Here is a 22,713-nt window from a genome sequence, read left to right as displayed (position 1 = left end):
CTATACAAACATTTTCTCTAGCATAGATTTTTTGAGATTTTTTAACTTTTCTAACTCACTCTGATGAAGGGTGATGAAGTGATCGAGGTTTGCAAAGAAAAGCCCAATTCTAGCTTGTTCATCTTTTCTTGGAATTTTGACTTCAATGCTTTCAATATCAGAAGCTTTGTATGACGGCAATGCACCAGATTGAGCATAACGTGGCAAATTGATTGTTTCAAACAGTGTCTTGCCGAAACCAGTATCCCAACTTTCATCAAAAACATAAGCCATTGTGTTGTTATCAATTAAAAATGGAGTCCGAACAATCCTTTTTCTATTAAGCATTATCGCAGCTCCGACTTTTGCAAATATCACCGCTGGAACAGTTTCAATAGGTTTCCATTTCTTTCTTATTAACTGTTCTTCACTGACATAATTATTCGCCGTTTTCATCTCATGTTCGTTTCCAGCATTATTCATATCAGAAACCTTGAAAAACGGAACACCTTCTAATCCGCCTTGTTCATTGTCTGGAAATCCAATTCCTGATTGAGTTTTTCCAATTTCACCCAATTCACACTGTTCCCATGCGTAAGGATTTTCTGGATTTGAGCCCCCACCATTTTTCTCGTATAACTTCTTGAATTCATCAAAACGAATTTCTGGAATTTTTGCTCCCTCTTTTGGAAACATTTTTTCAAGCATCGCTTTTTTGATATTTATCGTCTTATCATACTTACGCTGGTTAACAGTGATAAGGTTATCTAAGTTTTCAAAGAAACAACCAATCCTGTCCTGCTCTCCAACTCTGGCAGGCACATTTATATTCAAGTATTCCAAATTTCTTTGACTTACCCCTTTGGCTGTTCCACCGGTACTAAGATTTTCCAATTCTCGACGAATCTTTTCAGAACGAAGTACTGTTGCTAAAAACTTGTCACTAGCTTTCTCAGGATTCGTTTTAAACGCAATGGTTCTTTGGCTCAAAATATATCCTTGACTATCTGGTACTTGAGCAACATTCCCCATTGGCGCCTCAGTAGTGAATAATACATCGCCTTTTTTCAATTCTGAACCTGACATCCATTTTTGGTAAAGTTCCTCATTGCCAAAATGTTTATCGGCAATATCAAAATCAATATATCCATTCTTAACATTTAGGGCCGATAAAGCTAGATATCCTGAATCACTCCATTCCATCCCTAACTTCTTAGGAGTTCTTCCTCTAAAGTCAACGGTTTTTTCAACATAATCAAACAACCTTCGCTTTTCCCAGGCGTAAGGATTTTCTGGATTTGAGTTCCCACCATTTTTTACGTACAACTTCTTGAATTCATCAAATCTAATTTGAGGAACTTTTTGCCTTTCAGTCATTTTATTCACCAGCTAGTAGCGCCTGAAACTCGCTAAGTCCTTTCATATCAAATTCTTCTGCTGAAAGTCCATCGATGAGATCAGAAAGACTTGATTCAACCTCGCTAATTTCTGTTGCAACTTCTGAATAAGTGATGGCGTATTTTTTCTCAAGATTACTGATTTCACTTACTAAATCATTGATAATTTCAGTAGGCAATTTTTCAATGGCTTTTACAAGAGGTGAGATCCATTTTAGCTCTAACAACTCTTTTGCTTTTTCATCGTCTAATGTTTCAATAGTTATTTTAGTCAATTCGTGTAATTGAGCAGTTTCCTTTTTAAGTTGTGTTTTTAACTCTTTTTCCTCAAAAAGTAAACTACTTACTTGAACAATTTTCCCTTCAAACGTTTCTTCGTCAAATGAATAAGTAGATTGCAATTCTTTAATATAAGAACCGATCTTACTCTTACCATAAGTACCGTCCTTGTTAGGTTCAATTTTATCCCAACTCACTTCTGAATGAGCATTGATAAAATCAAGCTTTGCAGATTTTTTAGCCTTAACATCTAATAAATCAATGTATTGCATCAAAATACTTATTTCAGGCGACTCCACATTTGAAAAGATAGAAGCGACTTCTTTATTTACCTCTGCCGTAACAAAGGCATCATTAGAATCATTCAAAACAGAAGATTCTTTTTCTTCTTCTGTAAACGAGCCAATAATTTCTTCATAAGTTGATGTAATTTCAGCTAATCGATTCTCTTTTTGTGTCAAAATATCTTTTTCATTTTTCAAAAGATGCTCTTGAACTAAATCGAAAGGAATAATTCGTCCTACCCAGCCTTCTTGAACTTCCGTATCTTCCTTATTTTTTTTCTTTACGACCATATTTGGGTCAACTTTTTTAATCGCTTCTTGGCCTTCTGTTTGGATAATTTCCAAGTCTATGGCTGTTTGTACCCATTCATCATCGAGAGCTTGATAAGCAATATATTTATCAATCAACGGCACTTCTTTCAAACGAGTGAAAATATCACTTGAAATCTCTGATTCCGTTTTCGTTATGTTAAGAGAATCCATCAAATCAATCAATTTGGATTTTAAACTCGCATCAAATCCATCAAAACTATTACTATAGTTATTTTTGAATTCAATAACATTTTCGTTTTCAATAATTGCTTGTTTTACATTTTTCGTTTTCACAGAAACATATGGTGTTCCATCATCTTCAAAAAGGGCAGACTTTAATTTAGGGAAAGCATCCCAATACTCCTTCAAAGACTCAATTTCGTATTTTGGGATACCTCCAAACATTGATGCATAAATATCCCATGTCTCGTTAGGCTCAGATGAATCGACATAGCGTGGGATATTTAAGTTATACCCATTTTGCCTAATTTCTTCTTTAGAGACCAATCTTGAAAACTTATCAACATTTTCTCGGTTTATAACAGTATCAACGATTTTTTTTATATCAGAAGCCTGAAGTTTATTATTTTTCCCAACCTTGATAAATTCTTTAGAGGCATCAACGATTAAAACATCATCTTTTGAACGTTTTTGACGTAGAACCATGATGATAGTTGAAATACCAGTACCAAAAAAGATGTTGGCGGGTAAGCCAATTATCGCTTCAATTTTATCTTTTTCAATTAGATTCTTCCGTATCTTCTCCTCATCACCGCCACGGAACAATACCCCATGAGGCAAAACTATTGTCATAATTCCATCTGGCACAATATGGTACAAATCATGCAGCAAGAAAGCATAGTCTGCTTTAGTCTTAGGGGCTAATCCATACCCTGAATATCGAGGATCTTGATCCTTGTTTGCTGGGTCCCAATTTTGTGAGTAAGGAGGATTTGATACTACTGCGTTTACATACAATGATTCATAATCATGACTCTCATCAAAAAACGGCCAATCTTCTTCAAGCGTATCTCCGTTTCGAGTAACAATATTATCAGGAAGAATGCCCCGCATTACCAGATTCATACGAGTCAGATTATAAGTGTTTTCTTTCAACTCTTGTGCATAATATTTTATATTGTTTTCATCATCAATATGCTTAGCAACAGACTGACCAATATTGATTAACAATGACCCAGATCCACTTGTAGGGTCGTAGATTTTTATTTCATTTTTGTCTTTTAAATGGTTTGCAACAATCTCAGACATTAGCAAAGAAACTTCGTGAGGAGTATAAAACTCTCCAGCCTTTTTCCCTGCATTAGCAGCAAACATACTGATAAGGTATTCATAAATAAATCCCAATACATCATAATCTTGCTTGCCGTCCATCGGGACAACTTTGATTAATTGGATCAGCTCACTTATAGCCTTTGTTTGTGCTCCTGAGCTATCACCCAGTTTACTCAATCCTGTCTGAAGTGTATCGAAAATACGGTCAAAGACTTTTTTGTGACCAGAGTTAATTAACCGACTAAAGGCTGACAATGCATCACGAACATCTGATACATCAAAATCTTTACCTTTGTCTATCCAAGTGGAGAATAAATTTTCATAAGCAATAAAATATCCTACTCCTTTTTGGATGAACTCGACTTGCTCTTGTGCTTCTTTCTTTAAACTCTCAATATCTTCGTCAGACTTCCCATGTTTTCTTAAATCTTCAATGTCTTCGTCGCTATAGCCTTCAATCAATCCTTTGATATCATCATCAGTGTAGTCATTTTCTTTTAGGAATTTTACTTCTTTGTCAGAAAGAAATTTATAGAAAATAAATCCTAAAATGTAGTCTTTGTATTCATTGGCCTCAATTTTAGAACGCATCTTATTAGCAGATTCCCAAATCTTTGATGCTAATTGTTGTTTATTCATTTGTTACCACCTTTTTCTTATTTATGGAGATGACATCTCCAATATCTACTCCTAATTCCAAACAAATCTTCACTAAGCTTTCAATTGCAATAGGCTCATCTCTGCCCATCTTTGCAATCACGTTACTACTCACATTCGCAGCATCTTTGAGCTGTGTCTTATTCATATTCTTATCGATAAGCAATTTCCAAAGTTTGTTATAAGTAATTGGTATCATTTCTGCCACTTTGACCACCTTTAGTCCCTTCGTTTAATAAATGCGCTCCTTATTATATCACACTATCTCAAGATATTTATATATAATCGTGTTAAAAATATGCGTTCGGATGTGAAAATATATTTATTCCGTGAAATTCCCAAATATATTTTTTGACTTACCCTGATGAAGATCTATTCAAAACAAATAAACTAACAAATTGACGGTTTGTTAGCTTATCTGTTTTTGCGAGTTTAATTATTCAAATAATTACAATTCTCGATGCTCGCTTAGTAACCATTCTTTAAGCAAATATTCAAATTGATCATTATCCAGAAATTCAAATATCAGCCTCCTCTTCGATAAGATGTTCCTGTCACTCCTTAGTCTGCGTAGATACCCACAAACTTCCAATCTTTATTTTACTCAATCAACTTCGTGTAATATGTTTTCTGAGCTAAAAGACTATGAAGCTAATCCTCTTTTTCAGTTGAAAACCGTGCATAGGCTGCTACTTTTAACTTACCTTTTCTTGCTTTTTGGCTTTCAATCTTTTGAAGCATGCTCGTTCAAGCTTAAGACTTCTTTACTTGTCATACTCATTCTCCAAAAGACCATAGAATCGGCTCATAGCGATTAAGCAAACGAGCAATAGTTCGCTTGTATTCCTTCTTACCCATCAGCTTTTGATGCAAGCGGTAATCTGCCATCGTTTTACCTAACCGATAGTCCATTTCATTTTTATGCAACTTTTCAATTTCATCTGGTATCGGATTGTAGAGTGTTGCAGTCGCGGAACAATTACCAGCTAAATCATTCTTTCTACAGATGTATCGCACTGAATCTGGCGTAACTCCTAGATGGACAGCAATCTTCTTATAACCATATCCGTGCTTTCTTAATTCCACCACGGTATGTTTTTGTTCATTATTCAAAACATAGTTCTTCCGGCAGTTCTTCCAATTTATCGTATGCTCCATACATCACTCAAAATGGGATGAAAGCCAAATATGACAATGTTTTGCCACTTTGCCACAGTGATACTTTCAATCTTATTTTAGGGGTGTAAAAATTCCACCCGTTAAAGATGGCAAGCACATTAGTTGACCTGCTTAGCGTAGTACGCCTTCCCCTCATTAATGACAATATCCTGATCTTGATTCAGATCATTTCCAATTGTCACTAGCTTAGACGCAAGCGGCTGGCGTTCAACAATCTGATCAATCAATTCTCCCACCTGCTGTAATTTCTCATCAGACATAGTGAAATCAAGGCCATAATCTAAACGTTTGCTAATTGCCATATCAGCTTTAATCGCTGCCTGCTTAAAGAACTTCGGCGCTGATAATCCGCCAAGCCGATGTTCGGCATCTTTAGCACGATGTTCTTCGCTTCGCTGATCCAACTTCAAATTATCCACAGCATCTAATAAATAATTCTCCATTTTTAACTTGCTAGTCTCAAATTTCTTCACCTGCTGATCAATTGAATAATTCACATAATCAGTTGATAAAATCCCCTGTGCAAAAATCTTCTTTAACTCGGCCGCCAGTGTAATCAAATTTAACGTGACAACAGCGATTGAATTCCAATTATTAATGAGCGTAATATTTTCGAGCACTTTCTTCTCAGAACGTTCCTGCTGAGCAATCAATTTTTCCAACATAATATTTGCTTGGTTATTAACCCGCACGATTGCAGAATTAATTCCATCAATTTTAAGTAAAAGATTGTTTCTAATCTGATCATCTCTAAGCAACTCATCTTCAAACATCGCAATCTTTTCTAGATCAGCTTTAGCGGTTATGATAATCGACAATAACTCCGACTCTTGAAAGTCTAGGATCTGCTGAATATTCGAACTAATCCCATCTAGTTTGCCACTAATTTCGTTCATGTAATATTGACCCACAACGACTGCCGCAATTTTCATCGTTGCCGCAGTCGCTTTGGCTACCTTTGCTGGTTTCCCCGCAAGATCCGCAGGACTGACCTCATGGAGATGAGCTTGTTCAACAATGCGCTTGTCCGATCCCACAACCGTTCCCAACACTCCGCTCCCCTGCTTTGGTTTCATCAGCTCACCTGAGAGATGCCCCCCCTTGCTTGTTTGTTAATCGATAAATCTTTTCGCCATTTTTAAAAGCATTCTGTTCAAGATGTTCCGCCACACCACCCATTGCCAAGGTCGTTGCACTATCCGTCTTTAACATCACATTATTTTTATTGGTAGAAATTGTCAGTAACCCATTATTGACTTGCGCCAAATCGGTCTCAAAGGATTTATTTAATTCACTATTAATCTGCGCCAATAACTTTGGATTGTCGATTTCCACTAAATCATAATTCATATGCTTGCCCCTACCCCATTTGATTTGATTGTCAATTTGGAATCTTCACAACTATCCATCACACTTATCAGATAGTTGCGAACATTCCATTCTCTTTTTAAACAATAAAATCGTGATCATATATTAACTTTGTATTGTTACCTAGCAAAATAATTATAACTGTAATGTTATTAAAAATAAATACACAAAAAAACCACAACTACTAAGTAGCTGTGGCTTTCCATAACAAACTGAAATAAAGAATTATCCCAACTTGTTGTAGTATTCAACGATAAGAGCTTCGTTAAAGTCACCATCAATTTCAGCACGCTCTGGCAAGCGAACCAATGATCCCTTTAGGTTGTCCTTATCCATCTCCAAGAATGGCAATACGCCAGCTTGTGCTTCAACAGAAGCCAAGATGTAAACGTTCTTTGCTGACTTCTCACGAACAGAGATCTCTTGACCGACCTTTACTTCGTATGAAGGAATATCAACACGCTTACCATCAACCAAAATGTGGCCGTGGTTTACAAGTTGACGAGCTTGTTGGCGAGTTGATGCCAATCCCAAACGGTAAACGATGTTATCCAAACGACGCTCCAACAAAGCCAAGAAGTTTTCACCGTGAGTTCCCTTACGGATCTTACCAGCCTTGTTGAACAAGTTGTGGAATTGACGCTCAGTCATACCATAAGTGAAACGTACCTTTTGCTTCTCGCGCAATTGTGTTCCATAATCTGAAATCTTAGCGCGACGGCCGGCACCGTGATCACCAGGTGCATAGTTACGACGAGCAATTTCTTTACCCGTACCTGACAATGATACGCCCAAACGACGTGAGATACGGAACTTAGGTCCAGTATAACGTGACATAATATATGTCCTCCAGAATTTATTTTTGTTGAATTCTAGAGAGTTAACTCATATTCGTGCAATTTATCGAACTTTCACCGCTGCAGCGCGGGTACTGGTACCTAAAACGTGGCACTGATCAATTTGACCAACACACACTCTCTATATCAACGTAAGAATACGTTGCTGATAAATTGTTGACGAGCTTACGGTTAACCCGCTGCAGTTTTCAACACTTTTAATAGCATACCAAAAAACACAAAGTAAGTAAACTCTTACCTTGTGTTTCATTCTATGGATTTAATGTTCTAAATAAAATTCGAAGCGCGAACCAACATACTGCGTTCGAACATACTCAAATGGTTGGTCCTGCGTATCAAATGAGACTTGACGCATCACCAAAACCGGATCAGCCCGCTTAATATCAAGCAATTCTGCCACCCGCTCAGCAACGGCGGCGGCTGTGACCGTTTGTTGTGCCCGTGCGACGTGTACATTGCGCTCTTCAGCCAGTGTTTTATACAACGAGCCCGTCAATTGATCACGTGTCAAGCCACTCACAAGTGTTGCTGGGATCGAAGCAACCTCAAAGGCAATCGGTTCATTATCACCGTAACGAACTCGCTCCATGCGTAAAACATCAGCGTTTTCAGTTAGATTCAAATGCGCGCTCTCCGATGCAGATGCTTTACCAACATGATAGGTAATCGTCTTAGAACTAGCCTGCTTACCTGCCGCCTTCATTAGTTCTGTAAATGACATCACACCGTTTAAGCGGTCCTGAACCTTTTGCTCAGCAACGTAAGTTCCGGAACCAACCCGTCGATCAAGAACCCCTTCTTCAACCAATAACATAATTGCTTGCCGGAGAGTCATCCGAGATACGTCAAATTGTTCTGCTAGTTCACGTTCCGCCGGAATCTTGTCCCCCGGTGTCCATCGTCCAGCATCAATCGCTTCACGAATTTCATCGTGAATTGAAATGTAGATTGGTGCAGCCATGTTAGGCCTCCTTTGTTACCGTATCTTTCTTCGTAAAGCGGCGTCCCATTGAATAGGTCGCTGCCAATTGCATCTTCGAATCAAAGATGTTCAAATCTGCATCCTTGCCAATTCGCAAGGTTCCCTTTTGATCCAAGCCAAATTCCTGCGCTTGATTGACCGAGGCCATCTTAACCGCATCCTCAATTGATGCGCCTGTAAAGGCCATAATATTGCGGAAGGCATCATCAAATTCTAACACTGAGCCTGCCAAAGTACCATCCTCAAGCCGCGCCTGCTTATCCTTCACATAGACGGTTTGACCACCAAGTTCAGATACACCGTCACCAAGCCCCTTTGCCCGCATCGAATCAGTAATTAAGTCGATCCGATCAGCTGACTTTAGTTTATATGCCAAATTTACCATGTCTGGGTACACATGGAAACCATCCACGATCAATTCAGTCCGGATATTGTTTTCCAACATCGCATGACCTGTCACACCAGCTTCACGATGTGCCATTGGTCGTTGTGCATTATACAAATGCGTAATATGGGCCGCACGCGAATTGTCTTTCAAGAAATCACGAGTCGCATTCGAATGACCAATCGAACCAATAATATTGTTCGCCAACAAATAGTGTTCAAAGGCCGGCAAATCCTCAGCTTGCTCTGGAGCATAGGTGATCAGGCGCACCAAACCACCAGATAACTTATTCCATCGCTCAACTAACTCAACGCTGGGCGCGATAATGTATTGTTCTGGCTGGGCACCCTTATAGTGGGGATTCACAAATGGTCCTTCAAGGTGTACCGCCACAATTGCAGGCTCCTCTTTAGCAGCTTCATTAATTGCGGTCATTGACTTACTAATTGCTTCAACTGATTGGGTCATTGTCGTTGGAAAGACTGTCGTGATTCCTTCAGTAATCTGACCATGAACCATCTTAATGATTTCATCCTTATTGCCATCCATCGTATCAAAGCCATAAGCTCCATGGGTATGCACGTCAATAAAACCAGGGACAATTACTTGGCCATTAACATTTACAAACTCATCTTGAGCCTCAGCAACCAACTCTGCCATTGGTCCGATTGCCTTAATTTGCTCGGCAAAACGAATATAACCATCTTTAATTACAGGCGTTTCATTTTCACCAGTATAAATCGTTGCATGTGTTAAAACTGTTGTCATTTTCATTGCCCCTTTGAATTCTTTAGTATAGTTCTAATTGTAATGGTCTAGTCCAATTTTTACAAGTCAGATCATCCACATTGATGGCAAAGTCGCATATAAAAAACGACTGGTGCTCATTTGAAAATGAACACCAGTCGTTTTAATTAATTTTTAGTCTGCTGACAAAGCGTCAATTGGATTGAGCTTAGCTGCACGGCGTGCTGGTAGCAACGCTGCGATATAAGCAATCACAATTGCCAAGATAAAGGTTGTCACAATATTTCCAACTGAAAGTTGAATCATATTAAATGACGCGATCTTATACAATGCCGAATTCAGTACCGCACCCAAACCGAATGCCAGAATAACCGCCAAGATGAATGAGAAGAACCCAATCAAAAGTGATTCTGCGGTGAAGAGGCGCCGGATATCCTTCTTACTCTCACCCAAGGCACGGAGAATTCCGATTTCCTTTGTACGCTCAGAAACTGACATAAACATGGTTACGATAATCATCAAGGCTGAAACAACCAATGAGATTCCAGCAATTGCTGCCAAGACAGTCGTTGCCAATGAAACGATGGTGTTGATTGTATCCAAGATATCACCAACTGTCGTTGCAGTGAATTGACGGGCACCATCAGTCTTAATTGCATTAACCTTCTTAGCCACGGCGCTAACGTTCTTAGCGTCATTAACCTTAACAGTTGCCATGGCTGCGTCAGTGCTTGCACCAGCCGCCTTATTTGCTGCTTGAACAGTTTGGTATGTTGTCAAATTGCTCGTTTGGTTATGACCAAAGTCGATCACACCAGACACTGTCATTTCCTTTGAAACCGGAACTGGTGTACCGTCTGCTGTAGTTGCAACCCAGGTAACAGTAACCTTCTGACCAACAATTGACTTCCAGTTCTTTGAAGAATATTCCTTGGCAACCGTGTTCTTATCAACAACGATTTCGTTAGTACCAGGCTTTGAACCGGCCTTGATAATCTTTGTTTGATAAGAAGCTGACCAAGTTGTCATATTGCTCAATGAATAAGTCTTATCACTGATCTTGGTTTGACCATTCGCCAAAATATAACCAGGCTCAACTTTTTGAACATTGTTAATGCTCTTAAGCTTCTTGATCTGGCTGTCAGAAATCAACTGAGTGCTGCTTCCAGTGCCAGCACCTTGTTGGTCACTGCCACCCTTGGTATAACGTTGGACTGTTACGGCAGTGGGATTTGCCAATGAATTTACCTGATCTGCAATATAAGCCTTAACTCCATTCCCCAAACCAGAGAACAACATTACGGCGAACAGACCAATCGCCGTTCCTAGCATAATCAATGAATTCCGTCCGAACGTATAGCGCAGATGCTTAAACGCATTTGCGTAAGAAGCAGACGCCTTCAAAGGACGATCGCTAATTCTAACGTTATCAGTTGGCACGTCAAAAGCTGGCTTCAAACGAGTATCGCCATCAATCTTTCCATCTGCCAAGTGGACAATTCGAGTACCGTGGTTAGCCACTTCTTGTGAGTGGGTCACGGCGATTACTAACTTACCTTCTTTAGCGATTTCTTCCAACAATTCCAAAACTTCTGCTGTATTTTGTGAATCCAACGCACCCGTTGGTTCATCAGCGATGATGATCTTAGGATCGGATGCCAAGGCACGCGCAATTGCGACACGTTGCTTTTGCCCACCAGAAAGTTGATTTGGATGCTTCTTGATTTGATCTTCAAGACCAACGCGGACCAATAACTCAGTTGCCCGATCAATGCGTTCCTTCTGAGTAAGGTCGGTCATTTCTAGTGAAACCAACACGTTATCCAAAACAGTCAAATGACTGATCAGGTTATAGGCTTGATAAATGTAACCAATCGTTCCACGACGGTACTCATCTAGTTGCTTCTCTTTGCGGTGATCCAACAAAGTTCCATCAAAAGTAACTGAGCCGTCAAACTCGCGGTCCAAGCCACCGATGATGTTCATCAAGGTTGACTTTCCGCCACCAGATTCACCAAGAATTGAAACGAATTCACCTAATTCGAAATCAAGATCAATCCCTTTTAAGACGGGGAATTCATCTTTCCCCAAAAAGTACGACTTACGAATATCTCGTAATGCCAAAAATGTCATTTACCTGCCCTCCAGGTCTTTATTAGCGCTTTTTATTTCTATGCTTTATCAGCTTAGAAAGAGTATAACATTCTCAACTAAAGTGTAAAGTAAGTTAACAATCTTTTCAGAAAAAATAAAAAAGAGATTGCTCAGCAATCTCGCAAAACTTTTATTTTAATTGAGTTGGATCAGCAACTGCTAGTTGTGATAGATCCATACTTGTTGCAATCTGTGTTCCGCTGGTTTGATAATCTGCCAACAACTGATCTGAATTGATCGTCTGCTCGAGATCCCAGGTCACGGTATCAAAGGCGATCGGACTTCCATCCATGCCACCATCATAATGAGGCTTATAGAGTGAGAATGTTCCATCACCATGGTCAACAATCTTGCGCGTTACATTGATCCAACCGCCCAAGCTCGTCGTTCCACCACCGCGCGTGATCTTAATGTAGATAACGCCTCCAGGTTGTCCCTCAGCCGCCGCAAAGGTTGCTGCAGGATCAGCATAACCATTCCACGCCCATTGCGTCAAAATAGCCAGCTGCGTCCGTTGTGTCAAGCCATCAAATGCTGATGTATTTTGTTTGCTTTCACTTGCGCTCGCTGCCTCAGACTGACTGGCCGCTTTTGCAGAACTCACACTTGCGCTCTGCGCCTTCTTACTCTCTGCCTTGGCTTTAGCTTTAGCGCTACTTGAACTACTGCTGCTTGCTAATGCCTTTTGATCAGCTTGACGGGTTGTTTGTGCTCGATTAATGGCATAGGCACTTCCGGCTGCCACCAAAAGCACCGCAATTAAACTCACCCAGAAAATCCGCCACTTACGCCCTTTGTGTTCTCGTCCACTTCGCATAAAACCACTCCTATCCATTTACTATGCTATCTATATTTTAACACAGGTCGTTTTTAAGCGGTGACTGGGCCTTACTCGGAAAAAATTAGACAAAAAAACACCGTATTTCTACGGTGTTTTAAGATAGCCCATAAGAGAATCGAACTCTTGTTGCAGGAATGAAAATCCTGTGTCCTAACCACTAGACGAATGGGCCATCAGACTTTGTTTTACGACTTGCGCCGTAACAACAAAATCTATCTTACCAGCTAGCAAATCACTTGGCAAGTCTTTTTGTTAAATTAATTCAACTTTGTTTACTTTTTATTCTGCTTCCGCATTTTTTTGCATAGTCGCCTGAATTGTCTTGGCAATAATTCCATCGAAATTATTGGCTTGCATAACATCCCAACCAGCCGCTGTCGAACCACCAGGTGTCATAACTTGCTCTGCCAAAGCCCTTGGCTCCTGATGTTCTGCATTCAATTGCTGAACGGTTCCTAGAATAGTTTGCTTCGCTAGGGTCAAGGCTGTCTCCGGCTTCAAGCCAGCATCATGACCAGCTTGTGCTAGGGCGTCAACAAAGCCAGCTACAAAGGCTGGTCCTGAACCAGCCAAAGCTGACACTGCACCAAATTGTGCCTCAGGTAGCTCGTCTGCACGGCCCAAAGCCAAGAACAAGCCAGCCACAGCACCCCGTGTCTCGGCATCGAACGTATCATCAAACGCTAATGCGGTGTACCCTTCGCGAACTGCGACATTAACGTTTGGCAAGGTCCGCACGATTAATGACTGAGTTCCAAGGAGCGCCTGTAACTTTGCTAGCGAAACTCCACCTAATACAGACGCCACGATCATCCCTGGCTTTGTGTCCAACAAGGGCTTCAACTCCTCCGCAACAATCGGCAAAGCACCGACGGGAATTGCGAGGACTAACATATCAGCCGTCGCAACAATTTCAGCAATCGTCGCCTTCGCTTCGACACCATCAATTTGTTGAGCTACCCGTTGCGCTGAGCTACGCGAATAAACAACCTGCGTTAGCTCTTCACCAACTTGGCTCCATCCCCGCATCATTGCTTGCGCCATGTTTCCAGCTCCAATAAAACCAATCGTCAGCATTCGTTATCCCCTCCTTGTTAAAAGCACATCATCAAGTAGTTATTATTAAATATTTTAAACAAAACCGTTCTGATTTGACAAACTATACGTTCGATGATGATAGCGCATCGACATAACTAAACCAATTCCAATCATATTACCGACCAAGGCCGAACCACCTTGTGAGATAAATGGTAGTGGAATTCCAGTCAACGGCACCAACCCAATATTCATTCCAATATTTTCAAAAATATGGAAGAGTAACATCATAATTACGCCGGCGGCGATATACGCATAGTACTGATTTGAAGTATCGCGAACAACTCGGTAGATTTGATAGAACAACAAGAAGTACAACAATAGTAGCAACATTGATCCAATGAAACCGTAATTTTCACCAATTACTGAGAAAATCATATCCGATTCACGAACCGGCACATTCACATGTGATACGTTGAAACCAGTTCCATACAGTCCACCTGAACCGATTGCTTTCATGGCCTGCCATAATTGGTAGCCCGAATTAGACGTATCCGAACCTGGATTCATCCAAGCATCGACACGGGCGAATTGATAGGCTTCAAACCCAAACTTCTCTAGCACGCGTCGACCCCACTCTTGGGTCACTAATAGAATTCCCATCGTACCTAGCGCACCGGCTAGTCCGAATAATGGTCCTAAAATCTTCCATGTAATTCCTGAAACAAGTATCATTCCCGCTGTGATTGCCAAGAAAACCAACATCGTACCGAAATCATGTTGTGCTAGGACCAAAATAACAATTGGTATCACCCAATAAATGATTTTCAACAATAGCTTACGATCTGAGGCAAAGGTGTGTTCTGAATATTGCGTATTATGTTGTGCAATCACCCGTGCCAGCATCACGATCATCGCCGGTTTCATAACTTCTGATGGTTGAAAGGTTAACGGACCAATTGCAAACCAGGACTTACCACCTGTTGTCGCATAATAAGATCGTGAATAGAAAACCAACACAGCAACCATCAAGAAAACAGCCAATCCAAAGATATACGGCGCAATTCGCCAAAGCTGCTCAGAATCAAAGCGCATAATGACCAGCACTGCAACAATTCCGATAATGTACCAAATCCCCTGCATCACCACCATCCGTGCAACGCTGACGATTGTTGAATCATGTGAAACTGCAACGTACAGTGACGTCAACCCAATCAGAGCTAGCATCAGTACCACAAAGATAATGCCCCAATCAATTTCACCTTCTGCTTTAAAAAAGCGCTTAAACATACTGCCCCACCTTTTGAATTAATGGTGCAAATTATACTCGGCAATCAACAAGCTCACTGCTTCATCAAAAGACTTGGCATTCGTTGTCCGGTTGTCAGCGTATCGCACTTGCAATGGCGTCTTAGTCTCATCAATCGTTCCTAGACGCACCTTATTTACCATAACTTCATTGAGATTGTCGCCCAAATCGTTGATTTCAACGGCGACTGGTTTATTACTCCGTGCCATAATTACCTCCGCTTACCTTCATTCATCTTCTTCATATATTCAAGCAACTCGCCCGCTCCGCGCGCAACATTATCGAGCGGATGATCTGCAATCATGACTGGGACACCTAATTTGTCAGAAATCAATGTATCAATGCCCTTAAGCAAGGCACCACCACCGGTCATGATAATTCCACGGTCGATGATATCAGAGGCCAATTCTGGTTGAATCTCTGCCAAGACATCATGTGCCGCAGTCACGATTTGTGCCAAAGTATCATGCATCGCACCTTCAACTTCATTCGCGTTTAATTCAATTGAGCGTGGCATACCCGTGAAGTTATCACGTCCGCGAACTTCCATTGTTTGAGGCTCATCTTCAGGAATTGCCGTTCCAATCTCAATCTTAACTTGTTCAGCTGAACGCTCACCAATTTGCAAATTATGCTCATTCTTAACATAGAAAGCAATATCGTGGTTAAGACGATCTCCGGCCACCCGAATTGAACGTGATGACACAATGTCACCAAGTGATAGCACAGCAATATCAGCTGTTCCACCACCCATGTCAATTACCATTGAGGCAACTGGCGCAAAGATATCCAAACCGGCTCCAATTGCCGCAACCTTTGGCTCGTATTCAAGATAAACTTTCGCAGCCCCAGCCTTTTCAGCGGCTTGGATAATTGCCTTACGCTCGATTTCCGTAATGTTTGTTGGTGCAGCAACCATGATATTTGGACGAGACATGGCACTTTTAACGCCAAGTTTACCAATAAAATAGTTCAACATCGCCTCAGTCATATCAAAGTCTGAGATTACACCATCTTTTAGTGGACGGACTGCCCGAATGTTATCCGGTGTTCGCCCAACCATTTGATAAGCCTCAGTCCCAACTGCTAATACTTTTTCAGTTTTCGTATCAACCGCCACAACTGATGGTTCATTCAATACAACACCCTTGTCTTCAACGTATACAAGGACATTTGCTGTTCCTAAATCAATGCCGATTTCCTTGGCCATGATCTGCTCACCCCTAATTTTTTTATAAGTTTTTTTATCTGACCACTATTTCATAAGATGGACGCTATTCTCAATTATAGCAGAGCGTTGTAATAATTTAACCTTACATTTGCCCAAAGCTAAATAAACCCGTAAAATTGAATTTATCAAAGATAATTAAGGAAGCATACCATGATCAAATTAAGCTTAGCTGAAATTAAAGATGCTCTACGTGCTGAAGTGCTTAATGAAGCCACGCTTGACATCACAAACACGACTTTTGATTCACGTAAAGCAACTGCTGGTAGTTTGTTCATTCCACTAGTTGCGGATCATGACGGTCATAACTATGTTCAAAGTGCTGTGGCACTTGGCGCCGTAGCAACACTCTGGCAACGTGATCATTTAGCCCAAGCACCTAAGAACATTCCAGTAATTGTTGTCGCCGACTCACTAGCAGCCTACCAAGCTCTGGCTGCTTTCTACTTAAAAAAGGTTCAACCAAAGATTGTTGCGATCTCAGGTTCTAATGGTAAGACGACCACCAAGGATTTAATTGCTTCAATCGGTTCAACAACCTATAAGACAGTTAAAACTCCTGCCAATTTCAATAATGAAATTGGTGTTCCGGCAACGATTCTTTCAATGCCTTTAGGGACTGAATTACTTGTTATTGAATTCGGTATGGACCGTCCCGGTGATTTAACGCACCTTTCACAGCTAATCAATCCCGACATTACCGTTCTGACAATGATTGGTGAAGCGCACATCGAATTTTTCAAAACTCGGGCGCATATCGCCGATGGTAAGATGGAAATCATCAACGGGATGCAAGAACAAGGTGTTCTCGTGTATAACGGCGACGAACCTTTGCTCCGTGAGCGGACAGCACAACATCCAAATCTGCGCACAATCACCTTCGGCCTTGATCCAAAGGATGATCTTTTCGCCAGTGAAATGGATATGTCGCCAATTCAAACCACGTTCCAAACTAACCAAACCGAGCAACGTTTCTCAATCCCGCTTACTGGTCGCTATAATGTAACCAATGCCTTAGCGGCGATCGCCGTTGCCCAGGAACTCGGCATCAGCCAGAGTGATATTGCACGTGGCCTACAACATGCACCAATCACTGAGAATCGGACTGAATGGGTTGATGGTCGTTTCGGTGGTAAGATTTTGTCAGACGTTTATAACTCTAATCCTACGGCAGCCAAAGAAGTCCTGCGCTTCTTCGCACAAGCTCCAACTGATGGCGATCATATCGTAGTCTTAGGTGACATGCTTGAGCTTGGTGCAGCAGGTCCAGATCTTCATGCTAGTTTGGCAGATTCACTTGACCCAGCCAAAATCCAGCGGGTCTACTTAGTCGGTGACATCATTGCTTCCTTGGCGGATTCACTCAAGGATAAATACCCAGCTGACCAAGTCAAGCTATATGCTACGGATGATAAGGCAGCCTTAGTCAAGGAACTTAATCGCGTTCTAAATCGTGATGATATGTTACTGCTAAAGGGTAGTCATGGCATCCATCTCGAAGAGATCTTACGTGAGATCAGAGAAGATTAAACTAAACCGTTAACTCCCACATGGGGTTAACGGTTTTTTGTTACCAATGTCTGGATCTGTAAAAACTAAGAATCTGCGTTAAAATGAAAGCATAGTTTTACAAATGCATAAAAACCAAAGTAGGGTAATGAGATGGCAAAATTTACAACTAGTGATCACGTATCAATTAATTACCACGATGTGGGTGGCAAACTGAATCCGCCCATTGTTCTCGCAACAGGCTACTCATCTAGCGAGGTGACTTGGCTTTATCAAGTCGAGCCCCTTTTAGCTGCTGGCTTCCGGGTAATCACCTATGATCACCGAGCACATGGTGCAAGCAGCCAGGTTGAATACGGACTTACCGCCGCCCGACTAGCAATGGATCTCCACGAATTACTAGACTACCTTGAACTCGAATATGTTATTCTGATAGGCCACTCTATGGGTGCGGTTGTCGTAATGACCTACGAAACCCTTTTTACCGATCAACGACTCCGCGCAATCGTCACTGAGGATCAAAACCCAACGATTATGCAACACGATGACTGGCTCGGCGGCAAAAGTGGCCTAAATTATACCGACATCCCCGTCTTCATGGGTCGCCTGCCACAACTGCGACTGATGGTTCAACCATTATCAGAAACCATGAAGCGCGCCATGCAACCCACCAGTTTCCCCTTCAACTTCAAGGTCGGTCGAACACTCCTCCTGGACACGGTTGTTCAAGATTGGCGCGCGACGCTTAAACAAGAACAAGTCCCCCACCTCTTCATCGCCGGAGAGCGTTCGCCCCTTTATCCAGCTGAACACGCGCAGGCGGCGCGCATGTTACAAAATAACGCTAACTCACGCGCTTATGTCATCCCTAATGTTGGTCATATTCCACACTTGGAAAATGTCGACAAATTTAACCGGCTACTACTGGAATTCCTTACTAACCTTGCATAAAGGCCGCTCAGAAATGGAGAAAGTATCATGGAGACATTCCCCGCCATTCCAACTTCAACTAATCCTTGGGATCGTCAACGAATCTTCGCTAACCCGATTATTGAAAATCAAGAACCGCTAGTGTCCCTCAGTTATGCACCCGAAAAAATTATCGTTAGCCCCCAATATTTTATCCAACAATTGCCAGGTGCTTTACCTGACCTTTTCGCTCGCCAGAATGTTCTTACCCGTTTGAATCAAGCTGCGCAAAGCCTACCAACTGGATATAAATTCGTTGTTTTCGATGCCTGGCGATCAATCCAAACGCAACAAACATTATTTGATACTTTCAAGTCACAAATCCAACTAACTCATCCATCATGGAGCTCGCAGCAACTAGATGATGCAACGCTACGCATCGTAGCCCGCCCCTCGACCAACTCTAAGATGCCCTCACCGCATAATACCGGTGGCTCAATCGACTTATCAATCGCCGACCCAAGCGGACACTTATTGGATATGGGCTCACCCTTTGATGATACAGGTGAAACCGCTAGAACTGATTACCTTGAAAGTCCTGCACAAGTAACCAGCCAAAACGCCCGTGACAACCGCCGCCTATTGTATCATTCGATGATCAATGCCGGCTTTAGTAACTATATTGAAGAGTGGTGGCACTTTGACTATGGCAACCAGAATTGGGCAGATCAAACTATGCAAACCGAGGCAGTCTATGGTGCAACCAAACCAAGCTTTCCATGGCGAGTAGAGTAACCTCCACAAAAAAGCGTACGACTTTACCTTTCAATAAAGTCGTACGCTTTTTTATTTAATACTAATTAACCTTTAAAAATCCATTCATTGCCATCACGCGCCAAAAGCTCATCTGCTGCAACTGGTCCCATTGAACCAGAAACATAGTTAGGGAAGTCCTGATGTTGGGCATCCCAAGCTTCTTGAATCGCATCAACGAACTTCCAAGCAATTGCGACACCATTCCAATCAGCAAAGTTTGAACCATTTCCATTCATTGCATCATGGATCATCCGCTCATAAGGCTCAGGTGTTAGTTGCTTGTCTTCAGCTGAGACAGTCCAGTCCAAGTTGATTACACGAGTCAAGAATTCTGATGTAACATCCTTAGCGTTGATTTTGAATTCAATTCCACCCTTTGGATCAATCAAAATTGACAAAACCGGATTTGCCAATTCAACATCGCCACCGAAGATGTTTAGGCCCTTCTTGAAGACCACATCCACACGTGTTTGCTTAGCTGCTAAACGCTTTCCGGAACGAATATAGAATGGGACACCATTCCAACGTGGCATATCAAATTGCAACTTACCTGCGACATAGGTATTGTTTTGTGAATCAGCTGGTACATCAAGCTCATCAAGATACTTCTTTTGTGAACCGTCAGCACTTTCGCCATATTGACCACGTACAAAGTTTTCTGCTACTTCGGCAGCATTATAGATCTTCAGCGAATTGAAGGCAGCATTTTTAGCTGCTCGAATATCAGTATCGGTAAAGCTTGTTGGCTTTTCCATTGCGAGCCAACCAATAATCTGCATAGTGTGATTCTGGATCATATCGCGCAAGGCACCAGCAGTATCATAGTAGCCTGCACGTTCTTCAACGCCCAAAACCTCAGACAAAGTCACTTGCACATTTTCGATATAGTCCTTGTTCCAAGCGGCATCAAACAATGGGTTTCCAAAACGAACTGCCGCAATGTTTTGTACCATTTCCTTACCAAGGTAATGATCAATTCGGAAAATCTGAGCTTCGTCAAAGGCTTCTGAAAGTTCATTTTGCAACTCTTCAGCTGTACCAAAAGATGAACCAAATGGCTTCTCAATCATCAAACGGTTAAACTCACCGTTCTCTGTGATCAAGCCCTCAGACTTCAAGAACTTTGCGACCGTTCCAAAGAAGCGGGGAGCCACTGACATATAGTAGATTCGGTTTCCCTTTAAATCATACTTAGCATCTAGCTGGTCATTCAACTCTTTCATTGCCTTGTATGAGTCTTGGTCAGTGATATCTTGTTGAATATAAGTGAAATGTGAAATAAAGGCTTCCGCATTTGCTTCATCATCAACAAAGCCAGCAATTGAATCGCGTACCATTTGACGGAACTCAACTTCACTTAGGTCAGCACGTGAAGTTCCAATTACTGCGAAATGCTCTTGCAAAAATCCCTTTTTAAAAAGATTATAGGTTGAAGGATATAGCTTACGCTTGGCCAGATCACCAGTTCCTCCAAAGAATGTTAACAATGTAGTAATTTCTGCGGGCATGTTGATTCTCCTCTGTGCATTTATGCAAAATTAAAGCATTTTTGATTAATCGGGCGCTTTATGAAAACGCTACCGTTTCACATTTATATTATAAAACTTTTTTCAGTAAGATGCTAGATTGATGTAAAAGTTTTTCATCAATTCGATTCATTATTACCAAAGTATCGGGTTGCACTAATCGCCCGTTGCCAACCTTGAACTAACACGTCACGATGCTGAATTGGCATCGCTGGATAGAACTTACGACCATCGTCAATTAGGTGTTGCAGATTGTCCAATGATGCCCAATAGCCAACTGCCAAACCAGCTAAAAAGGCGACTCCCAAAGGTGTGGTATCTTCATCAGTTGCGCGTTTAATGGTCACGCCCGTCACATCAGCTTGGAATTGCATCAGATACGGATTTCGCGAAACTGATCCATCAGCCATAATCGTATGGATATTACCATCATATTCATCGGCCATAATTGTCAAAATGTCGGCGGTTTGATAAGCAACTGACTGCAAGGTTGCCTTGATAAAATCATTACGGTTGGTTCCACGTGTCATCCCAAAGACCGCTCCACGGGCATTTGGATCCCAATAAGGTGCCCCCAACCCGTTGAAAGCAGGAACAACGTAAACTTCATCATCGTTCTTGGATGCCTCCGCTGCTTCCCAAGCGTCCAACTGAGTGTCGACAATGTCTAACTCGTCGTGAAGCCATTGCAGAGCTGTTCCAGCGGCAAAGACTGAACCCTCCAAAGCATAAACTGGTTGGTCACCAATCTGATAAGCGATGGTCGTCACTAGGTTTTGCTCCGACTTAACTGGGTGGTGCCCCGTATTAAGCATCATAAAGGCGCCCGCACCATATGTGTTTTTGATCATACCAGACTTAATTGCCAATTGGCCCACCAATGATGCATTTTGATCACCAATCACACCGGCAATCGGTACGCTACCACCAAAGAAGCGCATTGGATTCGTGTTTCCAATAATTTGACCACTCGACTTCACAGCTGGCAACATGCTCTTTGGAATATTGAAAATGGTTAAGAGTTCATCATCCCACTCTAGGCTGTGGATATTAAATAACATTGTCCGTGATGCATTTGATACATCAGTTGCATGGACCTCACCATCTGTAAGGTTCCAAATCAACCAAGTATCGACCGTTCCAAATAATAGCTCCCCTGCATCAGCCAACTCCTGTGCGCCTTCCACATGGTCTAAGATCCAACGAATCTTAGTGGCCGAAAAGTATGTTGATAGTGGTAAGCCAGTCTTTTCGCGAATTAATTCCGAATATTCTTGCTTAGCCAATTCTTCAGCAATATCTTGCGACTGAATTGACGACCACACAATTGCATTATAGATCGGACGCCCGGTCTTTTTATTCCAAATGATCGTCGTCTCACGCTGGTTAGCAATTCCGATCGCCTTGATTTCATCACTCCGGACGCCGGCTTGAATTAAAGCATCTGCGATCGCCGTTTGAACTGATCGCCAAATATCAAGTGGCCGCTGTTCCAACCACCCAGTCTGAGGAATAATTGGTGTCAACGGTGCAGTCTGCGTCGTTACACGCCGTGCATTATGATTAAAAACTACTGCTCGCGTTCCCGTTGTGCCTTGGTCAATCGCCAAAATGTACTCAGGTTTCTTAATTGCCATAATCGCTTACCTTCCTAAAAACATTATTCT

20 protein-coding genes and 1 tRNA gene are annotated in these 22,713 nt (G+C 41.7%); 3 read left to right on the top strand and 18 right to left on the bottom strand.

Annotated features, from left to right (window positions below):
• The 16 genes from ESZ50_RS02800 to mreB all read right to left on the bottom strand — a co-directional run bounded on the left by ESZ50_RS02800 (nt 1) and on the right by mreB (nt 16,268).
• Nucleotides 1-1,356 (bottom strand): restriction endonuclease subunit S, encoded by a 1,356-nt coding sequence (locus ESZ50_RS02800; protein WP_148622086.1) that lies wholly within the window; start codon nt 1,354-1,356, stop codon nt 1-3.
• Between the two features lies 1 nt (nt 1,357).
• Nucleotides 1,358-4,183 (bottom strand): type I restriction-modification system subunit M, encoded by a 2,826-nt coding sequence (locus tag ESZ50_RS02795; protein ID WP_148622085.1) that lies wholly within the window; start codon nt 4,181-4,183, stop codon nt 1,358-1,360.
• Entirely contained in the window at nt 4,176-4,397 is a 222-nt protein-coding gene (locus ESZ50_RS02790) for a helix-turn-helix domain-containing protein (RefSeq protein WP_148622104.1), read from the bottom strand. The genes ESZ50_RS02795 and ESZ50_RS02790 overlap by 8 nt, the downstream gene beginning before the upstream one ends.
• A gap of 581 nt (nt 4,398-4,978) precedes the next feature.
• Nucleotides 4,979-5,359 carry a hypothetical protein gene (locus ESZ50_RS02785; RefSeq protein WP_148622084.1) on the bottom strand — a complete coding sequence of 127 codons (381 nt, stop codon included), beginning with the start codon at nt 5,357-5,359 and terminating at the stop codon, nt 4,979-4,981.
• A gap of 119 nt (nt 5,360-5,478) precedes the next feature.
• The gene (locus ESZ50_RS02780) at nt 5,479-6,456 is read right to left on the bottom strand and encodes a hypothetical protein (RefSeq protein WP_148622083.1); all 978 of its coding nucleotides are present in this window, start codon (nt 6,454-6,456) and stop codon (nt 5,479-5,481) included.
• Nucleotides 6,457-6,460: 4 nt separating this feature from the next.
• Nucleotides 6,461-6,730: a hypothetical protein gene (locus tag ESZ50_RS02775; protein ID WP_148622082.1), complete on the bottom strand. Its 270-nt coding sequence runs from the start codon at nt 6,728-6,730 to the stop codon at nt 6,461-6,463.
• 243 nt (nt 6,731-6,973) lie between these two features.
• On the bottom strand, nt 6,974-7,585 hold the full coding sequence (gene rpsD / locus ESZ50_RS02770) for a 30S ribosomal protein S4 (protein WP_148622081.1): 612 nt from the start codon (nt 7,583-7,585) through the stop codon (nt 6,974-6,976).
• Nucleotides 7,586-7,864: 279 nt separating this feature from the next.
• Nucleotides 7,865-8,566: a GntR family transcriptional regulator gene (locus tag ESZ50_RS02765; protein ID WP_148622080.1), complete on the bottom strand. Its 702-nt coding sequence runs from the start codon at nt 8,564-8,566 to the stop codon at nt 7,865-7,867.
• Nucleotide 8,567: 1 nt separating this feature from the next.
• Nucleotides 8,568-9,740 (bottom strand): N-acetylglucosamine-6-phosphate deacetylase, encoded by a 1,173-nt coding sequence (gene nagA, locus ESZ50_RS02760; RefSeq protein ID WP_148622079.1) that lies wholly within the window; start codon nt 9,738-9,740, stop codon nt 8,568-8,570.
• Between the two features lie 153 nt (nt 9,741-9,893).
• Nucleotides 9,894-11,852, bottom strand: a complete 1,959-nt coding sequence (locus tag ESZ50_RS02755; protein WP_148622078.1) for an ABC transporter ATP-binding protein/permease — start codon at nt 11,850-11,852, stop codon at nt 9,894-9,896.
• A 151-nt stretch (nt 11,853-12,003) separates the two neighbouring features.
• Nucleotides 12,004-12,690, bottom strand: a complete 687-nt coding sequence (locus ESZ50_RS02750; protein WP_148622077.1) for a hypothetical protein — start codon at nt 12,688-12,690, stop codon at nt 12,004-12,006.
• A 124-nt stretch (nt 12,691-12,814) separates the two neighbouring features.
• Nucleotides 12,815-12,886 (bottom strand) — tRNA-Glu (locus ESZ50_RS02745).
• 107 nt (nt 12,887-12,993) lie between these two features.
• Nucleotides 12,994-13,791 (bottom strand): pyrroline-5-carboxylate reductase, encoded by a 798-nt coding sequence (gene proC, locus ESZ50_RS02740; protein WP_148622076.1) that lies wholly within the window; start codon nt 13,789-13,791, stop codon nt 12,994-12,996.
• Between the two features lie 54 nt (nt 13,792-13,845).
• Nucleotides 13,846-15,039: an FtsW/RodA/SpoVE family cell cycle protein gene (locus ESZ50_RS02735; RefSeq protein WP_148622075.1), complete on the bottom strand. Its 1,194-nt coding sequence runs from the start codon at nt 15,037-15,039 to the stop codon at nt 13,846-13,848.
• A gap of 18 nt (nt 15,040-15,057) precedes the next feature.
• Nucleotides 15,058-15,267, bottom strand: coding sequence for a DUF2969 family protein (locus tag ESZ50_RS02730; protein ID WP_148622074.1), 210 nt, complete (start codon nt 15,265-15,267; stop codon nt 15,058-15,060).
• A 2-nt stretch (nt 15,268-15,269) separates the two neighbouring features.
• Nucleotides 15,270-16,268 (bottom strand): rod shape-determining protein, encoded by a 999-nt coding sequence (mreB, locus tag ESZ50_RS02725; RefSeq protein ID WP_148622073.1) that lies wholly within the window; start codon nt 16,266-16,268, stop codon nt 15,270-15,272.
• Nucleotides 16,269-16,442: 174 nt separating this feature from the next.
• Between mreB and ESZ50_RS02720 the strand changes: the two genes are divergently transcribed.
• The 3 genes from ESZ50_RS02720 (at nt 16,443) to ESZ50_RS02710 (ending at nt 19,499) form a co-directional block, all read left to right on the top strand.
• Nucleotides 16,443-17,816 carry a UDP-N-acetylmuramoyl-tripeptide--D-alanyl-D-alanine ligase gene (locus ESZ50_RS02720; protein WP_148622103.1) on the top strand — a complete coding sequence of 458 codons (1,374 nt, stop codon included), beginning with the start codon at nt 16,443-16,445 and terminating at the stop codon, nt 17,814-17,816.
• A 132-nt stretch (nt 17,817-17,948) separates the two neighbouring features.
• Nucleotides 17,949-18,746, top strand: a complete 798-nt coding sequence (locus ESZ50_RS02715; protein WP_148622072.1) for an alpha/beta fold hydrolase — start codon at nt 17,949-17,951, stop codon at nt 18,744-18,746.
• A gap of 27 nt (nt 18,747-18,773) precedes the next feature.
• Nucleotides 18,774-19,499 (top strand): M15 family metallopeptidase, encoded by a 726-nt coding sequence (locus ESZ50_RS02710; protein ID WP_148622071.1) that lies wholly within the window; start codon nt 18,774-18,776, stop codon nt 19,497-19,499.
• Nucleotides 19,500-19,564: 65 nt separating this feature from the next.
• Here ESZ50_RS02710 and zwf read toward each other — a convergent pair whose 3' ends face one another.
• Complete coding sequence (zwf, locus tag ESZ50_RS02705; protein WP_148622070.1) at nt 19,565-21,028, bottom strand: glucose-6-phosphate dehydrogenase; 1,464 nt, start codon at nt 21,026-21,028, stop codon at nt 19,565-19,567.
• Between the two features lie 137 nt (nt 21,029-21,165).
• Nucleotides 21,166-22,683, bottom strand: a complete 1,518-nt coding sequence (gene glpK / locus ESZ50_RS02700) for a glycerol kinase GlpK (protein WP_148622069.1) — start codon at nt 22,681-22,683, stop codon at nt 21,166-21,168.
• Nucleotides 22,684-22,713 lie beyond the last annotated feature (30 nt).

This window comes from Weissella muntiaci (assembly GCF_008107635.1).
Classification (GTDB): domain Bacteria; phylum Bacillota; class Bacilli; order Lactobacillales; family Lactobacillaceae; genus Weissella; species Weissella muntiaci.
This window is presented reverse-complemented; position numbering and strand designations above follow the sequence as displayed.

Coding starts and splice junctions, on each gene's coding strand:
- ESZ50_RS02735 (WP_148622075.1), bottom strand. CDS start 15,039: ATGTTTAAGCGCTTTTTTAAAGCAGAAGGTGAAATTGATTGGGGCATT.
- ESZ50_RS02710 (WP_148622071.1), top strand. CDS start 18,774: ATGGAGACATTCCCCGCCATTCCAACTTCAACTAATCCTTGGGATCGT.
- rpsD (WP_148622081.1), bottom strand. CDS start 7,585: ATGTCACGTTATACTGGACCTAAGTTCCGTATCTCACGTCGTTTGGGC.
- ESZ50_RS02715 (WP_148622072.1), top strand. CDS start 17,949: ATGGCAAAATTTACAACTAGTGATCACGTATCAATTAATTACCACGAT.
- zwf (WP_148622070.1), bottom strand. CDS start 21,028: ATGCCCGCAGAAATTACTACATTGTTAACATTCTTTGGAGGAACTGGT.
- ESZ50_RS02750 (WP_148622077.1), bottom strand. CDS start 12,690: ATGCGAAGTGGACGAGAACACAAAGGGCGTAAGTGGCGGATTTTCTGG.
- ESZ50_RS02730 (WP_148622074.1), bottom strand. CDS start 15,267: ATGGCACGGAGTAATAAACCAGTCGCCGTTGAAATCAACGATTTGGGC.
- glpK (WP_148622069.1), bottom strand. CDS start 22,683: ATGGCAATTAAGAAACCTGAGTACATTTTGGCGATTGACCAAGGCACA.
- nagA (WP_148622079.1), bottom strand. CDS start 9,740: ATGACAACAGTTTTAACACATGCAACGATTTATACTGGTGAAAATGAA.
- ESZ50_RS02755 (WP_148622078.1), bottom strand. CDS start 11,852: ATGACATTTTTGGCATTACGAGATATTCGTAAGTCGTACTTTTTGGGG.
- proC (WP_148622076.1), bottom strand. CDS start 13,791: ATGCTGACGATTGGTTTTATTGGAGCTGGAAACATGGCGCAAGCAATG.
- ESZ50_RS02775 (WP_148622082.1), bottom strand. CDS start 6,730: ATGAATTATGATTTAGTGGAAATCGACAATCCAAAGTTATTGGCGCAG.
- ESZ50_RS02765 (WP_148622080.1), bottom strand. CDS start 8,566: ATGGCTGCACCAATCTACATTTCAATTCACGATGAAATTCGTGAAGCG.
- ESZ50_RS02800 (WP_148622086.1), bottom strand. CDS start 1,356: ATGACTGAAAGGCAAAAAGTTCCTCAAATTAGATTTGATGAATTCAAG.
- ESZ50_RS02780 (WP_148622083.1), bottom strand. CDS start 6,456: ATGAAACCAAAGCAGGGGAGCGGAGTGTTGGGAACGGTTGTGGGATCG.
- mreB (WP_148622073.1), bottom strand. CDS start 16,268: ATGGCCAAGGAAATCGGCATTGATTTAGGAACAGCAAATGTCCTTGTA.
- ESZ50_RS02785 (WP_148622084.1), bottom strand. CDS start 5,359: ATGGAGCATACGATAAATTGGAAGAACTGCCGGAAGAACTATGTTTTG.
- ESZ50_RS02795 (WP_148622085.1), bottom strand. CDS start 4,183: ATGAATAAACAACAATTAGCATCAAAGATTTGGGAATCTGCTAATAAG.